This is a genomic window from Rahnella inusitata, from assembly GCF_018288855.1.
In the GTDB taxonomy this organism is placed as follows: Bacteria; Pseudomonadota; Gammaproteobacteria; order Enterobacterales; family Enterobacteriaceae; genus Rahnella; species Rahnella inusitata.
On sequence record NZ_CP065024.1, the window covers coordinates 338,340 to 363,647 of the forward strand.

Below are 25,308 nucleotides of genomic sequence, written 5' to 3' on the forward strand. Positions count from 1 at the left end.
ATGATCACATTTAAAAATATCAAAATTGCTAAGCAGGTTTTAGAAGATGGCATCCCCCTTCCCGTGCTTTATTTTGAAGATGAAACGGGTCAGGACTGGTACAAACTGCGAGATGAAAAATGGCAGGGTGAAAGCTGTTTCATTGCCGTCGGTGCAGACGGATTTATTTCTACCTGGGCGGATAACCCGAACTTTCTCACCCTATCTGAAGGCGTGAGCGTTTACGAAATCAGCCCGGAAACGTTGCCCGAAGATATCAGCGATCACCCTTACAGCTATGAGAACGGCGAATTCGTGAAATTTGTGCAACCAGCGAGTGAGGTCGCCGCACAGCAAAAAAGTACGTTGCTCAGTCAGGCCGCCGCCGCCATTGCTCCGCTACAGGATGCGGTTGATGTTGACGACGCCACCGACGAAGAATTGGCAAGTCTGAAAGCCTGGAAGAAATACCGCGTTGCGCTGAATCGCCTGGATTTAGCCGCTGCGCCGGATATCGACTGGCCTGCTGTACCTGAGTAAATTGATCGCTGAAAACGATCAATTACGGATAATTGATCAGTAGTAACTATTTGAACATGTCCCGCATATGTCCAAGGATATCCCCAGACTTTTTAGGAGGATGAAATGGAATTAAACCAGGAAGAAGCGGAGATGGTTGCGGGATTTATCGCGGCAAACTGGGCGGCATTTTCACAAGCGGCTGAGGAAGTGATGTCTGTTTGCGCTTTACACCGGCTGGCTGAAAAATTAGGGTTGGAGAATTAACTCCCCCACTTTTCAATTCTATTGACCACTGCCCCCTTGAGGGGCTTTTTTGTATCTGGCCTTCACCACGTTGTGCCAATCCCCACACACCCCGCCCGCCGTGCCTGCGCGTACACAACACGCGATGATTGACCTCACCCCAATCACAGGAAAAAAACACCATGGCTGATTATCATCACGGCGTGCGAGTTGTTGAAATCAATGACGGCACCCGCGTTATCTCCACCGTTTCCACCGCCATCATCGGGATGGTCTGCACCAGCGATGATGCGGACGCCGACGCGTTCCCGCTTGATACACCGGTGCTCATCACCAACGTACTGACCGCCGCCGGTAAGGCCGGAAAAAAAGGCACGCTGCGTTCATCCCTGATGGCAATCGCCAACCAGGTGAAACCCGTTGTCGTCGTCGTGCGCGTTGCCGAAGGTGACACCGAGGCGGAAACCACCTCCAGCATCATCGGCGGCACCGATGCCACGGGCATGTATACCGGCATGAAAGCCCTGCTGTCTGCCCAAACCGAACTCGGCGTAAAACCGCGCATCCTCGGCGTGCCGGGGCTGGATAATCTGGAAGTTGCGACGGCGCTCGGGGCCGTCTGTCAGCAGCTGCGCGCCTTCGGCTACGTCAGCGCCTACGGCTGCAAAACCGTGTCCGATGCCATTAAATACCGCGAAAATTTCAGCCAGCGTGAGCTGATGGTCATCTGGCCGGATTTCGTCGCCTGGAACACCACCACGAACGCCAGCGATATCGCACCCGCCACCGCCTGTGCCCTCGGCCTGCGTGCCAAAATCGACGCCGAAACCGGCTGGCATAAAACCCTGTCTAACGTCGGCATCAACGGCGTCACCGGCCTGTCTGCCAGCGTCTACTGGGATTTGCAGACCCCAGGCACCGACGCCGATCTGCTGAACCAGGCGTGCGTCACCACGCTTATCCGCAAAGGCGGCTTTAAATTCTGGGGGCAGCGCACCTGCTCTGACGATCCGCTGTTTCTGTTTGAAAACTACACCCGCACCGCGCAGGTGCTGGCGGACACCATGGCGGAGGGGCATCTGTGGGCGGTTGATAAACCCGTTACCCCGACGCTAATCAAAGACATGATTGCGGGCATCAACGCCAAACTGCGCGAGATGAAGACCGCCGGTCTGATCATTGACGGCAACTGCTGGTATGACCCCGAAGCGAACACCGTCGAAACGCTGAAAGCGGGCAAGCTGTTCATTGATTACGACTATACGCCGGTGCCGCCGCTGGAAGATTTAACCCTGCGTCAGCGCATCACCGATCAGTACTTGGCGGAGTTCGCCACGTCCGTTAACAGCTAAGAGGCGCTTAGAAAATGGCACTGCCTAAAAAACTGAAATACCTGAACCTGTTTAACGACGGGAACAGCTACCTCGGCATGGTCAGCGCGCTGACGCTGCCAAAACTCACCCGCAAGCTGGAGAACTATCGCGGCGGCGGCATGACCGGTTCCGCCTCCATTGATTTTGGCCTGGACGACGACGCGCTGAGCTTTGAATGGACGGTGGGCGGCCTGGATGAATTGGTGCTTAAGCAGTGGGGCGCGGTCGACGCCGTGCCGCTGCGCTTTGCCGGTTCCTTCCAGCGTGACGACACCGGCGAAACCTCTGCCGTGGAAGTCACCATGCGCGGACGCCACAAAGAAATGGATTTTGGCGAGTACAAACAAGGTGAAGACACGGAAACCAAAATCACCACCCAATGCACCTATTTCAAGCTGGTGATCGACGGCAAAGACATGATTGAAGTCGATACCGTGAACATGGTGGAGATCGTCGGCGGCGTTGACCGCGTGGCGGAGCACCGCAAAAACATCGGATTGTAAAACCTTAACCAGCGCCGGACGGCGGCGCTGATCAACCCCTTTGAATAAGAGACACCGCTATGTCAGAACACAATGAAAACATCGTTATCCTGGAAGAACCGATCAAGCGCGGCGAAATGGAAATTAGCCAGGTTGAAATCATCAAGCCGAACGCCGGACACCTGCGCGGGATTGGCCTCGCCTCCCTGGCGAACGCCGACGTTGATGCGCTGACCGTTATTCTGCCGCGCATCACCCTCCCGAACCTGACGACGCAGGAGTGTAAAAGCCTGAACTTGCCCGACCTGATTGCGCTGGCGGGCAAGGTGATCGGTTTTTTGTCGCCGAAATCGGAACGGTAAAACTCCCAGCCTATCTGGGCGTGGACGATCTGATGGCGGATATTGCGGTGATTTTTCACTGGCCGCCGTCGGAAATGAACACCATGACGCTGACCGAACTCTGTGGCTGGCGTCAAAAAGCCTTAGCGCGCAGCGGAGCCACCCGTGAGTAATCTCAAGTTAGAGGTGCTGTTAAAGGCGGTTGACCAGGCCACCCGCCCTTTTAAAGCTATTCAAAATGCCAGTAAATCCCTGTCCGGCGATATTCGCAGCACGCAGGATTCTCTCAAAGCACTGAACGCACAGGCCGCAAAAATTGACGGATTTCGTAAGAGCAGCGCACAGCTGGCCGTTACCGGTCAGGCGCTGAAGAAAGCGAAAGAAGACGCAGAAAGGCTGGCCGTCGCTTATCGCAACACCGCAAACCCGACGGCGGCGCAAATCCGCCTGATGGAGTCGGCCAAACGTGCCGCCAGCGAGTTACAAAACAAGCACAACACCCTGCGCCTTTCCGTGCAACGGCAACGGCAGGAGCTGAACGCCGCCGGTATTTCAACGCATAACCTGGCCGCCGAGCAGCGCCGACTGCATAGCAGCACGCAGCAGGCCAACGCCACGCTCCTACGCCAGCGTGAATCACTCGCCAGGCTGAGCCAGCAGCAGCAGAGGCTCGACGGCATTAATAACCGCTATCAGTCGGGAAAGAACCTGGCAAACGGGGTGCGCAATGGCGGCGCAGTCGCGCTGGGGGCGGCAACGACCGCGCTATATGCCGGTGCGCGTTTCATCGCGCCTGGGATGGGGTTTGATAAGGAGATGTCAGGCACTCAGGCGATCCTGGGGCTGGATAAAAGCGACAAGAAGCTGGCGGACATCCGCAAGCAGGCGCGCGACATCGGCGGCACCACCGCGTTTTCTCCCGGCGACGTTGCCCGCACGCAGGGCGTGCTGGCTCGCTCAGGGTATAACGCCGACCAAATCCTCGGCTCAACGGAATCGACGGTCAATCTGTCACTGGCATCCGGTCTGGACATTGCCGACGCGGCGGATATCGTCACGAATATGCAGTCCGCGTTTAATATCCCGATGAATGAAATTGAACGCGTGTCTGACGTGATGACCAAAGGCTTTACCAGCTCCAACACCAACTTAATGGAGCTGGGCGAAGCCATGAAATATGTGGCACCGATTGCGAAAGCGGCGGGTGCCAGCATCGAAGACACCACCGCGATGCTCGGCGTTCTGGCGGACAACGGCATTAAGGGCAGCATGGCGGGCACGGGTGCCAGCGCGATGTTTAGCCGCCTGCAAGCCCCCACGGGGCAATCACCGGCGGCGCTGCGTGAGCTGGGGATCACCACGCGGGATAAGAAAGGCAACATGCTGCCGATTAAAAAAATCCTCACCGACATCAATACCTCTTTCAAAAAGAACAAACTCGGCACGGCGCAGCAGGCCGAATACCTGAAAGTGATTTTTGGTGAAGAGGCAATGAAAGGCGCGGTGAAGCTGGTCGAGGCCGCAGGCAACGGCAGGTTAGGCGAGAAAAAAGCGGCGCTGGACAACTCCGCCGGGTCGGCGAAAAGAGTGGCCGGGATCCAGACGGACAATCTCGACGGTGACCTAAAAAACCTGCAATCCGCTTTTGAGGATTTGCAAATTGAGGTTTTCGACAAAGAGGACAGCAGCCTGCGCCGCCTGACGCAATCTGCCAATAAATGGCTTACTGAGGTCGGCAACTGGGTGAAGAAAAATCCAGAACTGACGCAGACGCTCGTGACCGTGGCGGGGTCTTTGGCCGCTCTCGTGGGCGCATTAGGCGCAATTGGCCTGATTGCCTGGCCGGTTATCACCGGATTTAACGCCCTGATCGCCGGGGCGGGATATTTAGGCACCGCATTCAGCATTGCGGGCGGCACCATCTCGGCTGTGTTTGGTGCTATAAGCCTGCCTGTGGTCGCCGCAGTGGCCGTTATCGTCGCGGCGGTGTTGGTTATCCGTAAATACTGGGAACCTATCAGCGCCTTCTTTGGCGGCGTGATGGAGGGCATCAAGGCCGCGTTTCTTCCGGTGGGTGAAGCCCTGTCGCCTTTTGCCGATCAGTTTGGCTGGATAGCCGAGAAGGTGAAACAGGCGTGGGCGTGGTTTAAAGAACTGATCGCGCCGGTGAAATCGACGCAGGAAACGCTGGATAACTGCCGCAGCGCGGGGAAAGCGTTCGGTGAAGTCATTGGTAAGGCGTTACGCGTGCCGCTTGACGCGTTGAATCAGCTGCGTAAGGGCATTGACTGGGTGCTGGAAAAGCTGGGCGTTATCAAAGTTGAGTCAGCAGATATTGATAAGAACGCCGACAGAGCTGACCGGCATTCACAATCCGGCCATGACGACGCTCCCCCTGAGAATGCGCCCCTGGACAATCCTAATCCGTTTGCCCCACCGGCTGAATTTTTGACGGGGGCGGGATATACGCCGGTGTTGGCGGGTGGCGGTCGCAGCTATGTTGACCAAAGCACGCACCATTACCAGATTTCTGCCGGTGCCGGTTTGGGTGGGCAGGATAACAGCCGCCAGATCCGCGCCGAGCTGGAAGCCCGTGACCGCGCACGCGCCGCACAGCAACGTTCGCGCATGGATAACGATTAAGGAAATATTCGCATGATGTTAACGCTCGGATTATTTGTGTTTCAGTTGCAGACCGTCCCCTATCAAACGTTGCAGCGCGCCGTCGATTACCGCTGGCCTGTTAACAGCCGCGTCGGCCTGCGCCCGCTGCCGCAGTTTCTCGGCGTCAATGAGGAGAAAATCACCCTGTCCGGCGTGCTGATGCCGGAAATCACCGGCGGAAAGTTGTCGCTGATGGTATTGAATCTGATGGCGGACGAGGGCAAGGCGTGGCCTCTGCTGGAAGGCAGCGGCACCATTTACGGAATGTTCGTGGTGAACAGCGTGAGCGAAACCCACACGGAGCATTTCTCCAACGGAGCCGCCCGAAAGATTGAATTCACGCTAACGCTGACCCGCGTTGATGAATCCTTGGCGTCGATGTTCGGAGACATGAAAGCCCAGGCCGACGGGCTGCTGGATCAGGCTGGTGGACTTGCCGGTCAGTTTGGGGGGCTGCTGTGATTACCGATATGACCATTGCAGCCGGTGCGCAGTTTGCGCCGGACTTCACCGTGACCGTAGGCGGCCAGGATATTACGCAGGACGTGAGCAACCGGCTGATTTCGCTGACGCTCACGGACAACCGCGGCTTTGAGGCTGACCAGCTCGACATCGAGCTGAGCGACACCGACGGCCTGTTGGATATGCCGCCGCGCGGCGCGGTGATTAATATCGCGCTTGGCTGGAAAGGCCAGGCACTGACGAATAAAGGCGACTTTACCGTGGATGAGGTGGAGCACCGCGGAACGCCGGACACGCTGACCGTCCGCGCCCGCAGTGCGGACTATCGCGGCAGCCTGAATTCCCGCCGTGATAACTCTTACCACGACACGACGCTGGAGGCCGTGGTGTCCGCCGTGGCGGCGCGTAACAACCTCAAGCCCGCCGTGGCTGAGCCGTTCAGGGGCGTGAAGGTGTCGCACATTGACCAGACGCAGGAAACGGATGCGAAATTTATCACGCGCCTAGCTGAGCTGAACGGCGCCGTTGTCGCCATCAAAGCGGGAAGCCTGCTGTTTATCAAGCCTGGCTCGGCAAAGACGGCGAGCGGTAAGCCTATCCCGCAGATGACAATAGTGCGCAGCGACGGCGACGGGCACACGTTCAATATTGCTGACCGTGGGGCTTATACCGGCGTGTCGGCAAGCTGGCTGCATACCAAAGATCCAAAGCCTAAAAAAGTGAAGGTGCAGCGGAAACCGAAAGTGCAGAACCTGCGTGCCCTGCAACATCCAAAAGCGAAGAAGGTAAGCACGAAAGTGCAGAAGACGCCGGAGGCTAAGGAAGGGGATTATCTGGCGGGCAGCGATGAAAACGTGTTTAACCTCACCACCATCTACGCCACCCAAAAGGCCGCCATGCGGGCAGCCCAGGCGAAGTGGGACAAACTCCAGCGCGGTGTCGCAGAGTTCACGATCTCCCTGGCTCGCGGGCGGGCTGATTTATTCCCTGAGACGCCGGTAGCCGTGTCCGGTTTTAAATCCGTGATCGATGCACAGCCATGGATAATCAGCAAAGTGACGCACAGCCTGGGCGGCAGTGGATTTGTGACAACGTTGAATCTGGAGGTATTACTATCGGATGTAAATTACGAGGCGAGCGGGGACGATAGCTTGTGAATGAATGATGCTAAGCTTCATAATGATCTTATGTAATATTTTTAAAAACAGTAGTATATCCAAAATACCATTGGGAAGAATGCGTATATAAGTAAGCAAACCAATACTGCCTTCATAAACCAACGGGCACGACGCCAGATATAGCGTTCCCTTTCGTTAGCTTCACGAATCGCACTTTGTATATCGTCCTGATTTGTCATCTCATCCACCGTGGGTAATTATCCCTGTTATGTAAAACACTGTAATCCCAGATGTATGTTTGCAGCAATCACATACAATGATTAAATCTGATTTAAAATGATTTAATGGTGATTACTATGATGCACTGCCCCAAATGTCAGCACGCTGCCCACGCCCGTTCAAGCCGCTACCTCAGCACTAATACCAAAGAGCGTTATCACCAGTGTCAGAATATTAATTGCAGTTGCACGTTTAAAACCCACGAGTCGATCGCAGATATCATTGTTGAGCCAGGAACGGTTCACGCTGTTCAACTGCATCCAGATAAGCATCAGCAGCAGTCCTTCCAGATGCACTGAAAACACACATCAACAGAAGCCCGCGAAAGCGGGTTTTTTATGGATATAATCTGTTTTATCTAAGCATCTTGCCAACGACATTTTAGCTATTTCAAATTACGAATATAAAAAAAGCCCCGCGAACGGAGCTTTTAATATCGAGATGGTCACGATGTGGACATCGTTATAAATAAATCCTTTTATTTCAATGCACTGCATCAAATTTAAGGCGACTTCTCAGTCGCCTTAAAAAATTATAACGCCAGCGCCGCTTTCTGCGCCTGGAAGATAGTGTCGATTCCCTCTCGCGCGAGGGCCAGTAAATTGAGTAACTCTTCATGACTGAACGGTTCGCCTTCGGCGGTGCCCTGCACTTCAATCATGCGGCCGTCTTCCATCATCACCACGTTCATGTCGGTTTCAGCGGCGGAGTCTTCGACATACTCAAGATCGCACAGCGCTTCACCTTTTACGATGCCCACAGATACCGCAGCCACCATCCCTTTCATCGGATTGGCTTTCAGTTTACCCGCAGCAACCAGTGCATTCAGCGCATCCGCCAGCGCGACACAAGCGCCGGAGATGGACGCGGTGCGCGTGCCGCCGTCGGCCTGCAACACATCGCAGTCGAGAGTGATGGTGAATTCACCCAGTTTTTTCAGATCTACCGCTGCACGAAGCGAACGGGCAATCAGACGCTGAATTTCCAGAGTACGTCCGCCCTGCTTACCTTTAGCGGCTTCACGCGGGTTACGGGTGTGGGTAGAACGCGGCAACATGCCGTATTCTGCGGTGATCCAGCCCTGACCCTGGCCTTTAAGAAAACGCGGAACACCTTCTTCCACCGTCGCGGTACACAGCACTTTGGTCTCACCAAACTCCACCAGCACGGAACCTTCAGCGTGTTTAGTGTAATGGCGGGTCAGTGTTACGGGGCGCACTTGTTGTGCAGTTCGGCCTGCTGGACGCATGGATAATACTCCGGGTCGCGAAATCATGTTTGGCTGCGCATTATACCCAAAATCATTCGAGTTGCATCAAGGCGGCTAACGCAGAGGCAGCTTTCAGGATGACGGGGATATGCGGACTTCATGAGGTAATGCCTATCATGACCCGCCCACCGAAGCTATAATCGCTCAATCTTTACATCAACAGGTACGCATACATGATTCGTAGTATGACCGCTTATGCCCGACGCGAAATTAAGGGTGACTGGGGCAGCGCAGCGTGGGAACTCCGCTCTGTAAACCAACGTTATCTTGAAACTTATATCCGTCTTCCGGAGCAATTCCGCAGCCTGGAGCCGGTCGTGCGCGAGCGCATTCGTGCCCGTCTGACCCGTGGTAAAGTCGAATGTAACCTGCGCTTTGATCTCGACCCTGGCGCGCAAAGCTCATTGCAGCTCAATGAAAAACTGGCTAAGCAACTGGTTGAAGCGGCGCAGTGGGTGAAAATGCAGAGCGACGAAGGCGAAATCAATCCGCTGGAAGTTCTGCGCTGGCCGGGTGTGATGTTGGCAGAAGAACAGGATCTGGACGCCATCAGCACCGAGCTGCTGCTGGCACTGGAAACCGCACTGGATGATTTTATCAGCGCCCGCGAAAGCGAGGGTGCCGCACTGAAAGTGATGATCGAGCAACGTCTCGACGGCGTCAGTGCCGAAGTGCTGAAAGTTCGCGCCCATATGCCGAACATTCTGCAATGGCAGCGTGAGCGTCTGGTCAGCAAACTGGAAGACGCACAGGTTCAGCTGGAAAACACCCGTCTGGAACAAGAATTAGTGCTGATGGCACAACGCGTTGATGTCGCCGAAGAGCTGGACCGGCTGGAAGCACACGTCAAAGAAACTCATAAAATCATGAAGAAAGAGGAAGCTGTTGGCCGACGTCTTGATTTCATGATGCAGGAATTCAACCGCGAGTCGAACACGCTGGCATCTAAATCAATCAATGCCGATGTCACTACATCAGCAATCGAGCTGAAAGTGCTGATCGAACAAATGCGCGAGCAGATTCAGAATATTGAGTAAATCCTCAGCGCCTCCATAATAAAAAACGCCTCTGGTCATCACAACCCGAGGCGTTTTTTTTATACTTAACGGAGAGAAAAATTAATTTTCCCAGCGCTTGAGCAATACACAGGCATTCACGCCGCCGAAACCGAAACCGTTCGACAAAGCATAGGTAATACCGTGCTTTTGGGCAGTATTACCGATGATGTTCAGGCCGGCAGCGGCTTCATCTTTGTTTTCCAGATTCAGCGTGGGTGGAACAATTTGATCACGGATGGCCAGAATGGTGAAGATGGTTTCCAGACCACCAGCCGCACCCAGCAGATGGCCAGTCGCGGATTTGGTAGAGGTCACTGCCAGTTTTCCATCGGTACCGAACAGGGTTTTGATCGCATTGATTTCGCCGAGATCGCCTACCGGGGTAGAGGTCGCGTGTGCATTCAAATGCTGTACGTCTGAAGGCTGAATACCGGCCTGCCGCAATGCGATTTTCATCGCACGACCTGCGCCATTACCGTCTTCCGCACCAGATGTCATGTGATAAGCATCGCCGCTTGTCCCGTAACCCACGATCTCAGCAAGAATGGTGGCACCACGCGCTTTCGCATGTTCCAGCTCTTCGATGACCAGCATACCGGCGCCTTCGCCCATGATGAAACCATCACGGCCGCTGTCGAATGGACGGGATGCTTTCTCCGGATGATCGGTGTGACCTGCGGACATTGCTTTAGCTGCCGCGAAACCACCAAGGCTGACAGTATCGATCGCCGCTTCGGCGCCGCCACACAGAGCAACGTCGGCCTCATCGTTACGAATCAAACGCACGGCATCGCCGATAGCCTGAACACCTGCCGCACAAGCGGTAACCGGTGCGCCAATTGGACCTTTGAACTGATGCTTAATAGAGACCTGACCGGCAGCCAGATTCACCAGGAATGAAGGAATGGTGAAAGGCGATAAGCGTTTGGCACCACGGCTGTCATTCGTACGCACCGCATGTGCAATGGCCGGGAAACCACCGATACCGGAACCGATTACGGTCGCCGTACGTTCCTGCTGCTCAGCAGTTTCCGCTTTCCAGCCCGCATTGGTAATGGCCATCTCTGCTGCTGCCATCGCGAACAGAATGAAACGATCCATTTTTTTCTGGTCTTTCGGCACCACGAACTGATCCGGATCGAAACCAGACTCGGGATCTTGTTCTTTGGTTTGCACCTGACCACCAATTTTGACGCTCAGCGTTTCTACAATCTCTTCCGGCAAAACACGGATACCAGACTGACCGGCCAGCAGGCGCTTCCAGATAGTTTCGATATCACAGCCCAGAGGACTCACAGCCCCCATGCCGGTAATAACCACTCGACGATGAGACATAAAATGTTCCTCTCTGTCCGTTAATGCATACGTTTTTGCTGGGACTTTCAGAAGTCCGGCAGAAACAGGTTTTTGTAAAGGCTGACAGTATGTGACGAATTACGATTTTGCAAACCCGTAACCCGACAATTTTGTCGCCACTATTTCGCCAGGCTTCGTAGAACCAGACTGGTGATTGCGGTTACACGCTCTTCAAGTTGCTCAGGCGTTTTTTGCTCCAGCAACAGCGGATGTGAGAATGGCGTCGTCACGGTAGTGATCGCCATACACACCTCGTCAAGCGGGGTTTTACGCTCAAACTCACCGGATTCACGGCCGTCAGTGACGACTTTCTCGATAATGCTGTAAATCATAGCCCGATGATTTAGCGTCGATTTCCACTGCTGAGCCGAGGCTATCGCCGCAAGGTCGTGCAGCTTTCTGTCCTGAAAGAAGAGATCAAGACTACGCGTAAGCAGCGTTTTAAAAATGGATCGCAGGCGCAGAGTGGCACTTTGATCACTTTCTGCGATCAGCAACAAGGCCTGATCTATTTGTCCGACGCGCTGAGAACAAATCGCTTCGCCAATTGACTGTTTTGATTCAAAAAACTTATAAATATAAGCACTCGAGACACCGATGGACTTTGCCAGATCGGCCACGGAGGTTTTGGCATACCCATAAAGTCGGAAATGTTCGAATGCTGCATTAATGATTTGCTCACGCCGTTCATGTTCGGGAGGTCCACGCTGAGTTAACGCAACCGGAATAACGGGTTTCATAAACTCCTCCGGATAGGTAAATCAATTAATCGGTGTGTGAGTTAGTAACGATTATACATAATCGTAACCAATAAGCAGTAGATTTTGACCGGGGCCGGGGATCGGACATTTCCTTTGAACACCGATCAAGGACAGTAAACAGCCAAGTATTTACGATTTTTCTAATCTAAAATACGTCATTACTGTCTCAATTCCTTTTGCAATGCATGATTGAGCGTCATTTCACATTAGTTTTATTAATTTTAAATCCGATGCAAAAGAAAAAATCAGTCGAGTGGAATTGAAAACCTCATTACTCTACGCGGCTACTGTTTTCTCATTTTTCCTGACACGTCCGGCGCACACACATGTTACTCACTGTTCTTTATATTATTGGGATCACCGCAGAAGCCATGACCGGTGCTCTGGCTGCCGGACGGCGCAAGATGGACTCCTTTGGCGTCATCATTATCGCCTCTGCTACGGCGATTGGCGGGGGTTCTGTGCGGGATATGTTGCTGGGTCACTACCCGCTCGGATGGGTCAAACACCCGGAATACATTGTCATTGTTGCCGTTGCTGCGATTATGACCACATGGCTTGCCCCGCTGATGCAACATCTGCGCAGGCTCTTTTTGGTGCTTGATGCACTGGGTCTGGTCGTGTTCTCAATTATCGGGACACAGGTCGCGCTCGATATGGGCCACGGCGCCATTATCGCTTCCGTCAGTGCCGTGATCACCGGCGTATTCGGTGGCGTACTGCGGGATATGATGTGCAATCAGATCCCGCTGGTATTCCAGAAGGAAATCTACGCAGGCATTTCCTTCGCCTCGGCCTGGGTATACATCGGCCTGCAATATTTCTCCCTGCCACATAATCTGGTGATCATTATTACCCTGCTGGTTGGCTTTATTGCCCGCCTGATCGCCCTGCGGTTCCGCCTTGGGTTACCGGTCTTTAATTACCCGCATTCAGATCACTAAATATTTATCCGTTTACCCGTCACTGAAAGGCGGGTAATTGCGCCTGTTTTAACGCATCGATCATAGCGGCAACCTCTTGATGATGGATAAAATCCAATACCTGAGAGGTGCGTTTTTTACCCATACCTGCCGTCATCTCCCAGTCTTGCGGTGTCAGCTGTTGGATCTGACGCCACGTTTGCTGTTGCTGCGCAAATGTCAGGGCAAACGACGGGAAACCTAATGCAGACAACCAGCGTCGAAAGCTTTTCTGCCGAGCCAACTGAATTTGCGCCATTAGTTTCTGCGCTTGTTTAATACCTATCCCCGGAACTGCCGACATTTCTTTTTCATCCAACGTGAGCCAGTCCGTTAAAGAGTTGAGCGGAATGCCATCCACCAGCTTTTGCCATGTCGCTCCACCAAAGCCCGCCATATCAAGTCCTTCAGCGCCGCTCAGCCAGATTAACCGTGAGAGAAACTGCGCTCTGCAGCCTGTTTCCGGGGTAAAACAAGAAAGTGGGCCGTATGACTGAGGGTCTGGTAATCCCATTTGTGGCCGCTCGCTTACCCGCCATACCACTTCATCCAGCCTGGGGATCCCCTGACCGGCCAGCGTAATGGCCACCTGATCTCCAACAAGCACATCCCATTGTTTAAAACGGGAAACGGAACCGACATTCACTTTGCTCACCCATTTATCATCAAGCTTTAGCGCTTTCAGATTAAGAATGACCGTTACCTTGCCACTGCGCCCCGTCGTCGTGGAAATTCCTGAAACTTCCGTGAGTTGCCGCACGGGTGGATATTTCCATGCCACAGCCCAGGTAGCAGGTTTGTTCTGCCAGTATTTCCCTGCGGGCTCTTCCTCCTGACGGATAACCACACCGTCAGTTGCAAAAGGCATTGGCTGAACAAACCAGGCATCGCGCCATTTCGCGACGTCATCCACCGAGCTTACCGGAAGAGTAAATTCTGAAACAACAGGGAACCCGAGCTGACTCAATCGCTGAAGGTGATCGGACATCACGGCGGGGCCGTCTGGCCATGACCAGATGAACACGCCCATTTGATTCAGCAGTTCAGTGGCGGAAGTACGCATCATTGCGCCAGCCACTTTGGATCTCGCATTGACGCCACCCTCAGCACTTTGCTGATGACCGGTCATCTTCAGATACAACTCACCTTGCAATACCAGTTCGGGGCGGATGTCTGCGATCTTAAGAGGTATTGAAGGTATAAAAGCCGCTTTGGTCGTCCAGTTTTGGCCTTTCTGACCATCACCGCGGCTGAGTAACGCGGCAAGTTTTCCATGCCGATATACCAGTGAGACGGCAACGCCGTCGATTTTAGGTTGGACCCAAAGATTTTTGCGCCCGCGCATCCAGTTCGCAACGTCTTGTTTGTCACGCAACTTACTCAGTCCGGTATGGGCAACAGGATGAGCATAAACCGCATCATCACCGCCCGGCACAGCTATGACCGGGACGGGTTGACCGGCACACTGCAGCCACAATTGTTGTTTCTGGCGCAAATTATCGTAAACCGCATCCTCAATCGGGCTGCTGCCGGACTGATGATAATCCTTATCCCACTGCGCCAACTGTGTTGTGAGCTGGCGGGTTTCCTGAGTCAGGCGCGCTGATGACCATACGGGACATGTCTCTGGCGAGACGTCACTGGCAACAGAATAAAATGATAGAAACATCAGACTGATAATCAAATGGCGCATAGGCACCTCCTTGTGGATGCAAGTAGACGTCGGTGACATCTTTCCTGCCAGTACCACTTTTCATGATTGCGCGATGCCTCCCCGGTTATTTCATTTGTTGCAGCAACGGCAAGAAATTTTGGAATACGGCGCGGAAATCTTTAAAGAAGGGCTATTTTCTGTCGCGAAGTTGCGATGAAATACGACTGGACGCTGCACCGGATGCGGCGAGCGTGTATACTGTGCGAGAGATCACTCTTCGCATACTTCCTATCAACCCATTCAGTTGAAACGTCATCATCATGGTTCAAGGCACGCTGTATATCATCTCCGCTCCCAGTGGAGCAGGTAAATCAAGTCTGATTCAGGCTTTACTTAAAACGCAACCGCTCTACGACACGCAGGTTTCTATTTCACACACGACCCGTTCAGAACGTCCGGGCGAGAAACATGGCGAGCACTATTTCTTTGTCTCAAAAGATGAATTTATTGAGATGATCGAAAAAGATGATTTCTTAGAGCATGCCGAAGTGTTCGGTAATTACTACGGAACTTCACGTGTCACCATTGAGCAGGTTTTAGCATCTGGCGTGGATGTTTTTCTGGATATTGACTGGCAGGGTGCGCAGCAAATCCGCACAAAAATGCCGCAGGCGCGCAGTATTTTCGTGCTGCCGCCATCGAAAGATGAACTGGATCGTCGCCTGCGTGGCCGTGGTCAGGACAGCGAAGAAGTGATCGCAAAACGTATGGCACAAGCTGTGGCAGAAATGACGCACTATGCCGAATACGATTATTTAATCGTGAATGACGATTTTGATCTGGCTCTGTCGGATTTAAAAACCATTATTCGCGCCGAACGTCTTCGTCTGAGCCGTCAAAAACTCCGTCATGACGGATTAATCACCAAACTATTGGCAGACTGAAGTCACTTTCAGTATTATGCCCAGTCTTTCGTCACCCTGTGGAGTAGCACATATATGGCACGCGTAACTGTTCAAGACGCTGTAGAAAAAATTGGTAACCGTTTTGACCTGGTGTTGGTGGCTGCTCGTCGCGCACGCCAGCTGCAATCTGGTGGTAAAGATCCACTGGTCGCTGAAGAAAACGACAAGGTCACCGTTATCGCTCTGCGCGAAATCGAAGAAGGCCTGATCACGAACAAAATCCTTGATGTTCGCGATCGTCAGGAACAGCAAGAGCAGGAAGCCGCAGAGATTCAGGCAGTTACTGCCATCGCTGAAGGTCGTCGTTAATTAACGAAACGGATCTCACTTGTATATCTTTGAAAGCCTGAATCAACTGATTCAAAAATACCTGCCGGAGGAGCAAATTAAGCGCCTCGTGCAGGCTTACCTTGTTGCGCGGGACGCGCATGAGGGGCAGACACGTTCCAGCGGTGAGCCTTATATTACTCACCCGGTCGCCGTGGCATGTATTTTGGCTGAAATGAGGCTCGATCATGAGACTCTGATGGCGGCGTTATTACACGACGTTATCGAAGACACGCCTGCAACCTACCAGGATATGGAACAACTGTTTGGCAAAAGCGTTGCTGAACTGGTTGAAGGCGTTTCAAAGTTAGACAAGCTGAAATTCCGCGATAAGAAAGAAGCACAGGCGGAAAACTTTCGCAAAATGGTCATGGCGATGGTGCAAGACATCCGCGTCATTTTGATCAAACTCGCTGACCGTACCCACAATATGCGCACACTGGGCTCTTTGCGCCCGGATAAACGTCGCCGCATTGCCCGCGAAACGCTGGAAATTTACAGCCCGCTGGCTCACCGTTTGGGTATTCATCATCTGAAAACCGAGCTCGAAGAGCTTGGCTTCGAAGCCCTTTATCCGAACCGTTATCGCGTCATTAAAGAAGTGGTGAAAGCCGCGCGTGGTAACCGTAAAGAGATGATTCAGAAGATCCTCTCCGAGATAGAAGGCCGTTTAACAGAAGCTGGTATTCAGTGCCGCGTCAGCGGTCGCGAAAAGCACCTGTACTCTATCTATTGCAAAATGCACCTGAAAGAACAGCGTTTCCATTCGATTATGGATATCTACGCGTTCCGGGTGATCGTAAAAGAACTCGATACCTGTTATCGCGTATTAGGACAGGCGCACAGCCTGTACAAACCGCGTCCAGGTCGGGTAAAAGATTACATCGCGATTCCCAAGGCCAACGGCTATCAATCTCTCCACACTTCTCTGATCGGGCCTCACGGCGTACCGGTTGAAGTGCAGATCCGTACTGAAGATATGGATCAGATGGCAGAGATGGGGGTTGCCGCTCACTGGGCTTATAAAGAGAACAGTGAAACCAGCACGACGGCGCAAATTCGTGCCCAGCGTTGGTTACAGAGTTTGCTCGAACTGCAACAAAGTGCGGGTAACTCATTTGAATTTATCGAGAGCGTGAAATCAGATCTGTTCCCGGATGAGATCTACGTCTTTACGCCTGAAGGCCGAATCGTCGAACTGCCTGCCGGTGCGACGCCGGTCGACTTCGCTTACGCTGTGCATACCGATATTGGTCATGCCTGCGTAGGTGCGCGCGTTGACCGCCAGCCGTATCCGCTTTCGCAGCCGCTGACCAGCGGCCAGACTATCGAAATCATTACCGCTCCAGGTGCACGCCCGAATGCCGCATGGCTGAACTTTGTGGTGAGTTCGCGCGCACGCGCCAAAATTCGCCAGATGCTCAAGAACCTCAAGCGTGATGACTCGGTTTCTCTGGGCCGTCGCCTGCTCAATCATGCGCTGGGAGCCGGTAAGAAACTGTCAGACATTCCACCAGAGAACATCAAAAATGAGCTGGACCGTATGAAGCTCACGGCGATGGATGATTTACTGGCTGAAATTGGCCTCGGTAACGCGATGAGCGTTGTTGTGGCTAAAAATCTGATGGGCGACCAGTCTTCCATGGCGACCTCTGGCACACGCAATCTGCCGATTAAAGGCGCGGATGGCGTACTGATTACCTTCGCCAAATGCTGTCGTCCAATTCCAGGTGACCCGATCATTGCCCACATCAGTCCAGGCAAAGGTCTGGTGATCCACCATGAATCCTGCCGTAATATCCGCGGCTATCAGAAAGAACCTGAGAAATTCATGGCCGTTGACTGGGATGACCATCAGGAAACCGATCAGGAATTTATCGCTGAAATTAAAGTCGATATGTTCAATCATCAGGGTGCTCTGGCCAACCTGACAGCAGCAATCAATGCCGCGCAGTCGAATATCCAGAGCCTGAGCACGGAAGAAAAAGACGGCCGCGTCTACAGCGCCTTTATCCGCCTGACGACCCGCGATCGTGTTCATCTGGCGAATATTATGCGTAAAATTCGTATCATGCCGGACGTTATCAAAGTAACCCGCAACCGAAACTGATTGTTATGACCCCAGAACGTTATGCACGTATTCGTGAAATGCTGACGGCCCGCCAGCCAGACCTCACAGTCTGTATGGAACAGGTGCATAAACCGCATAACGTTTCTGCTGTCATTCGCACCGCCGATGCAGTGGGTGTGCATGAAATACATGCGGTCTGGCCGACGACAAGAATGAAAACGCTGGTCTCTTCTGCCGCAGGCAGCAACAGTTGGGTTCAGGTCAAAACACACAAAACCATTCAAGATGCCGTCGCCAAAATGAAGGCGCAGGGTATGCAAATCTTAGCCACAAACCTCTCTGAAAAAGCCGTCGACTTTCGCGCAATTGATTACACCCGTCCGACCTGTATTTTACTGGGTCAGGAAAAAACCGGCATTACGCCTGAAGCACTCGCACTGGCAGACAGCGACATCATCATTCCAATGATTGGCATGGTGCAGTCGTTAAATGTTTCCGTGGCCTCCGCGCTGATTCTTTATGAAGCCCAGCGCCAGCGCGAAAATGCCGGGATGTATCGTCGCGAAAGCACCGTGTTGAGCGAGAAAGAACAACAGCGTTTGCTGTTTGAAGGCGGCTATCCGGTTCTGTCTAACGTGGCTAAAAGAAAGAAGTTACCGCGCCCGTTCATCGATGAAACAGGTCAGATTATTGCTGATGACGAATGGTGGACAGCGATGCAAATGACGGTCAAAAAAAGATGAAAGGCCGCCTGCTCGACGCCATCCCACTCACGTCACTTTCTGGCGTCGGAGCCAGTCAGGCAGACAAACTCGCTAAGCTCGGCCTTGAAACTATTCAGGATTTACTGCTTCACCTTCCCCTGCGCTATGAAGACCGCACCCGTCTGTACGCCATAAGCGATTTACAACCCGGACTGTTTGCCACCATTGAAGGCGAAGTACTGCGCAGTGATATCAGCTTTGGTCGTCGCAGAATGCTGACCTGTCAGATCAGTGATGGCACCGGGCTGGTCACACTGCGCTTCTTCAACTTCAACGCCGCGATGAAAAACAGCCTGGCCGCAGGCCGACGTGTGACCGCATATGGCGAAATCAAACGCGGCACGATTGGCGCGGAAATAATTCATCCCGAATACCGCATTCAGGGCGAAAACAGCGAAGTCGTTTTGCAGGAGTCGCTGACGCCTGTTTATCCAACCACCGAAGGCATTCGTCAGGCGACGCTGCGCAAACTGACCGATCAGGCGCTTGAACTCCTTGATACTGTTCCTATCGTCGAGCTATTGCCGGAAGAGCTAAGCCGCTCGTTGATTTCATTGCCTGAGGCACTGCATCTTCTGCATCGCCCACCTCCGGACATTCAGCTTGCCGACCTCGAGAAAGGTCATCATCCGGCACAGCGCCGTCTGATAATGGAAGAGTTACTGGCGCACAATCTCAGCATGCTGGCCGTGCGCGCTGGTACGCAAAGTTATAAAGCGTTGCCGTTACATCACGACGATCGCCTGAAAAAACAGTTCCTCGCTTCTCTCCCGTTCAGCCCTACCGGTGCGCAAGATCGCGTTGTTGCCGAAATTGAGCAGGATCTGGCAAAAAGTTATCCGATGATGCGTCTGGTGCAGGGCGATGTCGGCTCAGGTAAAACGCTGGTCGCTGCTCTCGCCGCACTTTGCGCCATCGCGCAGGGGCAGCAGGTCGGCCTGATGGCACCGACGGAGTTACTCGCCGAACAGCACGCCAATAACTTCCGCCAGTGGTTCGAACCGCTGGGAATTCAGGTTGGCTGGCTGGCGGGTAAGCAAAAAGGCAAAGCCCGGCAGGCGCAGCAGGAAGCGATTGCCAGCGGCCAGGTATCTATGGTGGTCGGCACTCATGCCATCTTCCAGGAACAGGTACTTTTCTCCTCGTTATCTCTGGTGATCATTGATGAACAACACCGTTTTGGTGTTCATCAGCGCCTGGCACTGTGGGAGAAAGGGTTGCAGCAAGGCTTTCACCCGCATCAGTTAATTATGACCGCCACTCCAATTCCACGAACGCTGGCGATGACCGCTTACGCCGATCTGGATACCTCGGTGATTGATGAGTTACCGCCGGGACGCACGCCGGTGACCACCGTTGCCATCCCGGATACGCGCCGCAGCGACATAATCAGCCGCGTAAAAAGTGCCTGTGAGCTGGAAAATCGTCAGGCCTATTGGGTCTGTACGCTTATCGAAGAATCAGAAATGCTTGAAGCACAGGCGGCAGAAGCCACATGGGAAGGTCTGAAAGAAGCGCTACCTGCGCTGAATATCGGGTTGGTTCATGGCCGTATGAAGGCGCAGGAAAAACAGGCCGTCATGCAGGCGTTCAAAAAAGGCGAAGTACAGCTGCTGGTGGCAACGACCGTGATTGAAGTGGGAGTCGACGTGCCGAATGCCAGCCTGATGATCATCGAAAACCCCGAGCGGCTGGGTTTAGCGCAGTTGCATCAGTTACGTGGCCGCGTTGGCCGTGGTGCGGTGGCTTCTCACTGTGTACTGTTATACAAAACGCCGCTCAGCAAGACCGCACAGAAACGTTTGCAGGTTTTGCGCGACAGTAACGATGGCTTTGTCATTGCTCAGCAGGATTTAGAAATTCGTGGTCCGGGTGAATTGCTGGGTACGCGTCAGACCGGCAGCGCCGAGTTCAAAGTGGCCGATCTGCTTCGCGATCAGGCGATGATCCCGGATGTGCAGCGTATCGCCCGCTATCTTCAGCAACAATTCCCCGAACATGCCAAAGCGTTGATAGAACGCTGGCTGCCGGAAAGAGTACGTTACACCAACGCCTGATCCCTCCTTTTTTGGCCAAAACATCATTAAAAATGATGTTTCCTTAATAACTATTCCTCAGACTTTTGTTCAAAAATCGTCCTCAACCTCTTTCTTCCCTGGTTATTTGATGACCTTCACAGACTCGCACAAAGTCTGTAACCGGTTTCACACTCCGCATCTACACTGATGATAATTAAGGCAACCCTGCGTGATTTCTTCACCATAAGGCCAATATCATTATGAGCATCAGCCAGTCTCTGTTTCAGTTTATCGAACAAAAAATTAGTCCGTTCGCAGCTCGCTTGTCCTCTCAACGTCATGTTATGGCGGTGCGTGACGGCTTTATTTCAGCAATGCCGTTTATGATTGTCGGCTCGTTTCTGCTGGTTTTCGTACATCCGCCTTTTTCGCCGGAATCCTCCTGGGAGTTTGCCCGCAGCTGGTTGGCGTTATCGGCGAAATATGAGCTCCAGATACTGACGCCGTTCAATATGACGATGGGCATCATGTCGATCTACATCGCGGCTTCCATTGCCTACAACCTGGCGAGAAGCTACAAACTTGACCCATTTATGACGGCTATGCTGTCGCTGATGTCGTTCCTGTTAGTCGCCGCGCCGCAGGTTGATAAAAAGATGTCGACGGAGGCGCTGGGCGGTGTGGGTATTTTCACCGCGATATTGGTCGCGATTTATGTCACCGAACTGACGCGGCTGCTGAAGAAATACAATATCGGCATTCGCCTTCCCGAACAGGTACCTTCAAACATCAAACATTCGTTTGATCTGCTGATCCCGATTATTGCCGTAGTGATTACACTGTTCCCGATCAGTTTGCTGGTGCAGTCAGGCTTTGACATGCTGCTACCACAGGCCATCATGGCACTGTTTGAACCGCTGATTTCCGCCGCAGACTCGCTTCCGGCTATTCTGGTGGCGGTGCTGATTTGTCATCTGCTATGGTTTGCCGGGATCCACGGCTCGGCGATTGTCTCGGGGATGTTGCAGGCGTTCTGGCTGACCAATCTCGGGCTGAATCAGACCGCGCTGGCCGCCGGATTGCCGATGACGCACATCATGACTGAGGCGTTCTGGAATTTCCTGATCGTCATTGGCGGTTCTGGCGCCACAATCGGGCTGGTGCTGCTGTTCTGCCGCAGTAAGTCGGCACATCTGCGTACCATGGGGAAACTCAGTCTGGTGCCAAGCTGTTTTAACATCAACGAGCCGGTCATCTTCGGTACCCCAATCGTAATGAATCCGGTATTTTTCATCCCCTTCCTGCTGGCTCCGATGGTCAATGCCGTGATCGCTTATCTGGCCGTTTCCACCGATCTTCTCCCGCACATGATCTCACTGGTTCCGTGGACGTCTCCGGCGCCGATTGGCGCAGCCTGGGCGATGGGCTGGGATTTCAAAGTGTCGATTTTGGTCATCATGCTGATGGCCCTGTCTATGATGATTTACTACCCGTTCTTCAAAGTCTACGAGAAGCAGTTACTGACTCAGGAGAAAGCAGCGGAAGCCGAAGAAGTGTTTACTGAGCAAGCTGACGCAGCGAATTAAGCAAATTTGAAGTGATGAATCGGGCACAAAATATTGGTTTTTGTGCCCTTTTTTTTTGCTAAGGCCGTTAAGCAATCGCCGGGAAGACCGGCAGCATCAGGAACAATTTAATGACGATGGCATTGGCGATATCAAGGAAGAACGCGCCGACCATAGGAACAACTAAAAATGCCAGATGCGAAGGGCCAAACTGGTTAGTGATCGCCTGCATATTAGCAATCGCCGTTGGCGTTGCGCCCAGACCAAAACCGCAGTGGCCTGCCGCCAGCACCGCTGCATCGTAATTTTTGCCCATCACGCGATAGGTAACGAAAATCGCATACAGTGCCATCGCGATAGTCTGCACGAGCAGGATGGCCATCATCGGCAACGCGAGCGACGCCATTTCCCAGAGTTTGAGGCTCATGAGCGCCATCGCCAGAAACAGCGACAGACTGACGTTACCGAGCACCGAGACCGCACGGTCAAATACGCGGTAGAAACCCAGCCATGCCAGAAGATTACTCAGGATCACGCCAACAAACAGAACACAGACAAAGGTCGGAATTTCGAAAGCGGAGCCATGCAGCAATTCGGAAATACGGGTGCCTGCACTCAGACAAATGGCGATCAGCGCAATCGTCTCCACCAGCACCAGCGGGGTTATCATGCGGCCAATCGCAGGTTTTTCGAATGCGCTTGGATCGGCTGAATCATCAAGCGAGCCGCCAGGCATTGAAGAGTGGCTCACCAGATAACGCGCCACCGGCCCGCCAATAATACCGCCGAGCACCAGCCCGAATGTCGCACAAGCCATCGCCACTTCAGTGGCATTCTCAAAGCCATAGCGTTCGACGAACACCTTGCTCCACGCCGCGCCAGTGCCGTGACCGCCGGACAGCGTAACGGAACCGGCCAGCAACCCCATCAGCGGATCCATCCCCAGCATTTTAGCCATGCCTATGCCGATAACGTTTTGCAGCAACAACAATCCGACGACGACAAACACCAGCAGCATCAGGCTTTTGCCACCGGAGCGCAGGCTGGCAAGATTCGCGTTAAGACCGATGGTGGCGAAGAATGCCAGCATCAAAGGTTCTTTTAACGAGACATCAAAACCAATTTCCCAGCCAAATATCCGGTTGGCGATCAACAGCATAACGGCAACCAGCAAACCACCCGCGACAGGTTCAGGAATAGTGTATTTTTTAAGGAAGTTGATCGACTGAACGCATTTTCGTCCTAAAAGGAGAACCAGCGTGGCGGCCACCAACGTGCCGTAGGTATCGAGCTGAATCATTCACGAACTCCATTTTGTAATAAATCCAATAAAATTATTGAGTTATAGCTTTATCAATTGCCTGTTTTTTCCCAGAGGATGAATTAGAAGTCAATAGTGCTGAATTACGCAAGAAAAACGGATCTTAACAAACTCATTAACTCAAATTAATGGCGACAAATCCGTGCAAGCAAACGATTGCTTTTATTGTCAATTTCAATAAAAATGCCCGCTTTGCCGCTTATTGGAATGCCACAACATGAGTACGCAAACCGCAGAACAAGAAACACAGCAATCCGACCTTTCCCGCCAGACTAAAAGTGAACTGATTTACCGGCTCGAAGATCGTCCTCCCATTCCTCAGACGTTATTTGCCGCCTGCCAGCATTTGCTGGCGATGTTTGTTGCCGTGATCACCCCGGCATTACTGATTTGTCAGGCATTGGGGCTCCCCGCGCAGGACACCCAGCACATCATCAGCATGTCGCTGTTTGCCTCTGGTCTGGCTTCCATTTTACAAATTAAAACCTGGGGTCCGGTGGGCTCAGGACTGCTTTCCATTCAGGGCACCAGCTTTAACTTTGTGTCTCCGTTGATAATGGGCGGGCTGGCGCTGAAAAATGGTGGTGCCGATGTCCCGACGATGATGGCCGCGCTATTCGGTACACTGATGCTGGCCTCCTGTACTGAAATCATTCTTTCCCGCTTCCTGCATCTTGCCCGCCGCGTGATCACTCCGTTGGTGTCCGGGATTGTCGTGATGATTATCGGCCTGTCGCTGATTCAGGTCGGTCTGACATCCATCGGTGGCGGATATGCCGCGATGAGCGATCACACCTTTGGCGCACCGAAAAACCTGATGCTGGCCGCTGTGGTTCTGGTGGTGATTATTTTGCTTAACCGTCAGCGTAACCCGTACCTGCGTGTGGCTTCCCTGGTTATTGCGATGGCGGTGGGCTATCTGGCCGCATGGATGATGGGGATGTTGCCGACCGTAACGGCCCCGACGCAAACCAGCTGGATCACCTTCCCGACGCCGCTTTACTATGGTCTGGGAATTGACTGGAATCTTCTGGTCCCGCTGATGCTTATCTTTATGGTTACCTCGCTGGAAACCATCGGTGATATCACCGCGACCTCCGACGTTTCCGAACAACCGGTCAGCGGCCCGCTGTACATGAAGCGCATCAAGGGCGGCGTACTGGCCAACGGCCTGAACTCCATGCTCTCTGCGGTATTCAATACCTTCCCGAATTCCTGCTTCGGCCAAAATAACGGCGTGATCCAACTGACCGGCGTCGCCAGCCGTTATGTAGGGTTTGTCGTGGCACTGATGCTGATCGTCCTGGGGCTTTTCCCTGCGGTTGCCGGATTCGTTCAGCACATCCCTGAACCGGTTCTTGGCGGCGCGACCATCGTGATGTTCGGTACCATCGCGGCTTCCGGTGTACGTATTGTTTCCCGTGAACGTCTGAACCGCCGCGCGATTATGATCATGGCGCTGTCCCTGGCAGTCGGCATGGGGGTGTCCCAGCAACCATTGATCCTGCAATTCGCGCCAGATTGGATTAAAACCCTGCTCTCCTCCGGCATTGCAGCAGGCGGGATTACAGCGATTGTTCTGAATCTGGTTTTTCCTCACGAAAAGTCATAACCGACTGTAATACGCATGCAACAGCGGCAGGTGGTCTGGAACCCCTGCCGCTTTTTATTGTCTCCAGTCTGCTAAGCTGTTGAGAAAATTCGCTGTTTGCGGCATAAACAGAGAACCTTTATCCCTAATTCACGCTACAGG

At 53.1% G+C, this 25,308-nt stretch carries 24 protein-coding genes; 19 read left to right on the forward strand and 5 right to left on the reverse strand.

Annotated features, from left to right (window positions below; genetic code table 11):
* The 10 genes from I2123_RS01600 (at nt 1) to I2123_RS01645 (ending at nt 7,762) form a co-directional block, all read left to right on the forward strand.
* Nucleotides 1–519 (forward strand): tail fiber assembly protein, encoded by a 519-nt coding sequence (locus I2123_RS01600; RefSeq protein ID WP_213051656.1) that lies wholly within the window; start codon nt 1–3, stop codon nt 517–519.
* A gap of 105 nt (nt 520–624) precedes the next feature.
* Entirely contained in the window at nt 625–765 is a 141-nt protein-coding gene (locus tag I2123_RS01605; protein WP_213051657.1) for a hypothetical protein, read from the forward strand.
* Nucleotides 766–926: 161 nt separating this feature from the next.
* A complete protein-coding gene (locus I2123_RS01610; RefSeq protein ID WP_213051658.1) occupies nt 927–2,096 on the forward strand; it encodes a phage tail sheath protein in 1,170 nt (389 codons plus the stop codon).
* 14 nt (nt 2,097–2,110) lie between these two features.
* Nucleotides 2,111–2,620, forward strand: coding sequence for a phage major tail tube protein (locus I2123_RS01615; protein WP_213051659.1), 510 nt, complete (start codon nt 2,111–2,113; stop codon nt 2,618–2,620).
* Nucleotides 2,621–2,679: 59 nt separating this feature from the next.
* On the forward strand, nt 2,680–2,961 hold the full coding sequence (locus tag I2123_RS01620; RefSeq protein ID WP_213051660.1) for a phage tail assembly protein: 282 nt from the start codon (nt 2,680–2,682) through the stop codon (nt 2,959–2,961).
* 32 nt (nt 2,962–2,993) lie between these two features.
* The gene (locus tag I2123_RS01625; RefSeq protein WP_213051661.1) at nt 2,994–3,113 is read left to right on the forward strand and encodes a GpE family phage tail protein; all 120 of its coding nucleotides are present in this window, start codon (nt 2,994–2,996) and stop codon (nt 3,111–3,113) included.
* On the forward strand, nt 3,106–5,583 hold the full coding sequence (locus I2123_RS01630) for a phage tail tape measure protein (RefSeq protein ID WP_213051662.1): 2,478 nt from the start codon (nt 3,106–3,108) through the stop codon (nt 5,581–5,583). Before I2123_RS01625 ends, I2123_RS01630 begins: the two co-directional genes overlap by 8 nt.
* 12 nt (nt 5,584–5,595) lie before the next feature.
* Nucleotides 5,596–6,066: a phage tail protein gene (locus I2123_RS01635; RefSeq protein WP_213051663.1), complete on the forward strand. Its 471-nt coding sequence runs from the start codon at nt 5,596–5,598 to the stop codon at nt 6,064–6,066.
* An 8-nt stretch (nt 6,067–6,074) separates the two neighbouring features.
* Nucleotides 6,075–7,223: a phage late control D family protein gene (locus I2123_RS01640; protein ID WP_420834348.1), complete on the forward strand. Its 1,149-nt coding sequence runs from the start codon at nt 6,075–6,077 to the stop codon at nt 7,221–7,223.
* A 317-nt stretch (nt 7,224–7,540) separates the two neighbouring features.
* Nucleotides 7,541–7,762 carry a DNA-binding transcriptional regulator gene (locus I2123_RS01645; RefSeq protein WP_072158112.1) on the forward strand — a complete coding sequence of 74 codons (222 nt, stop codon included), beginning with the start codon at nt 7,541–7,543 and terminating at the stop codon, nt 7,760–7,762.
* Nucleotides 7,763–7,995: 233 nt separating this feature from the next.
* On the opposite strand, the gene rph is transcribed toward I2123_RS01645, so the two are convergent.
* On the reverse strand, nt 7,996–8,712 hold the full coding sequence (rph, locus tag I2123_RS01650; protein ID WP_213051665.1) for a ribonuclease PH: 717 nt from the start codon (nt 8,710–8,712) through the stop codon (nt 7,996–7,998).
* 194 nt (nt 8,713–8,906) lie between these two features.
* On the opposite strand from rph, the gene I2123_RS01655 reads away from it, so the two are divergent.
* On the forward strand, nt 8,907–9,770 hold the full coding sequence (locus I2123_RS01655; protein ID WP_112165171.1) for a YicC/YloC family endoribonuclease: 864 nt from the start codon (nt 8,907–8,909) through the stop codon (nt 9,768–9,770).
* 81 nt (nt 9,771–9,851) lie between these two features.
* Here the strand turns inward: I2123_RS01655 and fabF are convergent, their stop codons facing one another.
* Complete coding sequence (gene fabF, locus I2123_RS01660; protein WP_213051666.1) at nt 9,852–11,126, reverse strand: beta-ketoacyl-ACP synthase II; 1,275 nt, start codon at nt 11,124–11,126, stop codon at nt 9,852–9,854.
* Nucleotides 11,127–11,266: 140 nt separating this feature from the next.
* Nucleotides 11,267–11,887 carry a TetR/AcrR family transcriptional regulator gene (locus tag I2123_RS01665; RefSeq protein ID WP_213051667.1) on the reverse strand — a complete coding sequence of 207 codons (621 nt, stop codon included), beginning with the start codon at nt 11,885–11,887 and terminating at the stop codon, nt 11,267–11,269.
* Nucleotides 11,888–12,234: 347 nt separating this feature from the next.
* Between I2123_RS01665 and I2123_RS01670 the strand changes: the two genes are divergently transcribed.
* The gene (locus I2123_RS01670; protein WP_112165178.1) at nt 12,235–12,852 is read left to right on the forward strand and encodes a trimeric intracellular cation channel family protein; all 618 of its coding nucleotides are present in this window, start codon (nt 12,235–12,237) and stop codon (nt 12,850–12,852) included.
* A gap of 19 nt (nt 12,853–12,871) precedes the next feature.
* On the opposite strand, the gene ligB is transcribed toward I2123_RS01670, so the two are convergent.
* On the reverse strand, nt 12,872–14,563 hold the full coding sequence (ligB, locus tag I2123_RS01675; RefSeq protein ID WP_213051668.1) for an NAD-dependent DNA ligase LigB: 1,692 nt from the start codon (nt 14,561–14,563) through the stop codon (nt 12,872–12,874).
* A gap of 281 nt (nt 14,564–14,844) precedes the next feature.
* Here ligB and gmk point away from each other — a divergent pair, with 281 nt between their 5' ends.
* The 6 genes from gmk (at nt 14,845) to I2123_RS01705 (ending at nt 22,255) form a co-directional block, all read left to right on the forward strand.
* The gene (gmk, locus tag I2123_RS01680; protein WP_112165182.1) at nt 14,845–15,468 is read left to right on the forward strand and encodes a guanylate kinase; all 624 of its coding nucleotides are present in this window, start codon (nt 14,845–14,847) and stop codon (nt 15,466–15,468) included.
* Nucleotides 15,469–15,522: 54 nt separating this feature from the next.
* Complete coding sequence (gene rpoZ, locus I2123_RS01685; protein ID WP_056777549.1) at nt 15,523–15,798, forward strand: DNA-directed RNA polymerase subunit omega; 276 nt, start codon at nt 15,523–15,525, stop codon at nt 15,796–15,798.
* A 19-nt stretch (nt 15,799–15,817) separates the two neighbouring features.
* Complete coding sequence (spoT, locus tag I2123_RS01690; protein ID WP_213051669.1) at nt 15,818–17,926, forward strand: bifunctional GTP diphosphokinase/guanosine-3',5'-bis pyrophosphate 3'-pyrophosphohydrolase; 2,109 nt, start codon at nt 15,818–15,820, stop codon at nt 17,924–17,926.
* Nucleotides 17,927–17,931: 5 nt separating this feature from the next.
* A complete protein-coding gene (gene trmH / locus I2123_RS01695) occupies nt 17,932–18,630 on the forward strand; it encodes a tRNA (guanosine(18)-2'-O)-methyltransferase TrmH (protein WP_112165186.1) in 699 nt (232 codons plus the stop codon).
* Nucleotides 18,627–20,708, forward strand: coding sequence for an ATP-dependent DNA helicase RecG (gene recG, locus I2123_RS01700; RefSeq protein WP_213051670.1), 2,082 nt, complete (start codon nt 18,627–18,629; stop codon nt 20,706–20,708). Before trmH ends, recG begins: the two co-directional genes overlap by 4 nt.
* A 221-nt stretch (nt 20,709–20,929) precedes the next feature.
* The gene (locus I2123_RS01705) at nt 20,930–22,255 is read left to right on the forward strand and encodes a PTS sugar transporter subunit IIC (protein ID WP_213051671.1); all 1,326 of its coding nucleotides are present in this window, start codon (nt 20,930–20,932) and stop codon (nt 22,253–22,255) included.
* A gap of 67 nt (nt 22,256–22,322) precedes the next feature.
* Here I2123_RS01705 and gltS read toward each other — a convergent pair whose 3' ends face one another.
* Nucleotides 22,323–23,534: a sodium/glutamate symporter gene (gene gltS / locus I2123_RS01710; RefSeq protein WP_112165192.1), complete on the reverse strand. Its 1,212-nt coding sequence runs from the start codon at nt 23,532–23,534 to the stop codon at nt 22,323–22,325.
* 238 nt (nt 23,535–23,772) lie between these two features.
* Here gltS and I2123_RS01715 point away from each other — a divergent pair, with 238 nt between their 5' ends.
* Entirely contained in the window at nt 23,773–25,167 is a 1,395-nt protein-coding gene (locus tag I2123_RS01715) for a nucleobase:cation symporter-2 family protein (protein ID WP_213051672.1), read from the forward strand.
* Nucleotides 25,168–25,308 lie beyond the last annotated feature (141 nt).

Bases quoted from the DNA above. Each gene is read 5' to 3' on its own strand.
- I2123_RS01600 (WP_213051656.1), top strand. From the start codon at position 1: ATGATCACATTTAAAAATATCAAAATTGCTAAGCAGGTTTTAGAAGAT.
- I2123_RS01605 (WP_213051657.1), top strand. From the start codon at position 625: ATGGAATTAAACCAGGAAGAAGCGGAGATGGTTGCGGGATTTATCGCG.
- I2123_RS01610 (WP_213051658.1), top strand. From the start codon at position 927: ATGGCTGATTATCATCACGGCGTGCGAGTTGTTGAAATCAATGACGGC.
- I2123_RS01615 (WP_213051659.1), top strand. From the start codon at position 2,111: ATGGCACTGCCTAAAAAACTGAAATACCTGAACCTGTTTAACGACGGG.
- I2123_RS01620 (WP_213051660.1), top strand. From the start codon at position 2,680: ATGTCAGAACACAATGAAAACATCGTTATCCTGGAAGAACCGATCAAG.
- I2123_RS01625 (WP_213051661.1), top strand. From the start codon at position 2,994: ATGGCGGATATTGCGGTGATTTTTCACTGGCCGCCGTCGGAAATGAAC.
- I2123_RS01635 (WP_213051663.1), top strand. From the start codon at position 5,596: ATGATGTTAACGCTCGGATTATTTGTGTTTCAGTTGCAGACCGTCCCC.
- I2123_RS01640 (WP_420834348.1), top strand. From the start codon at position 6,075: ATGACCATTGCAGCCGGTGCGCAGTTTGCGCCGGACTTCACCGTGACC.
- I2123_RS01645 (WP_072158112.1), top strand. From the start codon at position 7,541: ATGATGCACTGCCCCAAATGTCAGCACGCTGCCCACGCCCGTTCAAGC.
- rph (WP_213051665.1), bottom strand. From the start codon at position 8,712: ATGCGTCCAGCAGGCCGAACTGCACAACAAGTGCGCCCCGTAACACTG.
- I2123_RS01655 (WP_112165171.1), top strand. From the start codon at position 8,907: ATGATTCGTAGTATGACCGCTTATGCCCGACGCGAAATTAAGGGTGAC.
- fabF (WP_213051666.1), bottom strand. From the start codon at position 11,126: ATGTCTCATCGTCGAGTGGTTATTACCGGCATGGGGGCTGTGAGTCCT.
- I2123_RS01665 (WP_213051667.1), bottom strand. From the start codon at position 11,887: ATGAAACCCGTTATTCCGGTTGCGTTAACTCAGCGTGGACCTCCCGAA.
- I2123_RS01670 (WP_112165178.1), top strand. From the start codon at position 12,235: ATGTTACTCACTGTTCTTTATATTATTGGGATCACCGCAGAAGCCATG.
- ligB (WP_213051668.1), bottom strand. From the start codon at position 14,563: ATGCGCCATTTGATTATCAGTCTGATGTTTCTATCATTTTATTCTGTT.
- gmk (WP_112165182.1), top strand. From the start codon at position 14,845: ATGGTTCAAGGCACGCTGTATATCATCTCCGCTCCCAGTGGAGCAGGT.
- rpoZ (WP_056777549.1), top strand. From the start codon at position 15,523: ATGGCACGCGTAACTGTTCAAGACGCTGTAGAAAAAATTGGTAACCGT.
- trmH (WP_112165186.1), top strand. From the start codon at position 17,932: ATGACCCCAGAACGTTATGCACGTATTCGTGAAATGCTGACGGCCCGC.
- recG (WP_213051670.1), top strand. From the start codon at position 18,627: ATGAAAGGCCGCCTGCTCGACGCCATCCCACTCACGTCACTTTCTGGC.
- I2123_RS01705 (WP_213051671.1), top strand. From the start codon at position 20,930: ATGAGCATCAGCCAGTCTCTGTTTCAGTTTATCGAACAAAAAATTAGT.
- gltS (WP_112165192.1), bottom strand. From the start codon at position 23,534: ATGATTCAGCTCGATACCTACGGCACGTTGGTGGCCGCCACGCTGGTT.
- I2123_RS01715 (WP_213051672.1), top strand. From the start codon at position 23,773: ATGAGTACGCAAACCGCAGAACAAGAAACACAGCAATCCGACCTTTCC.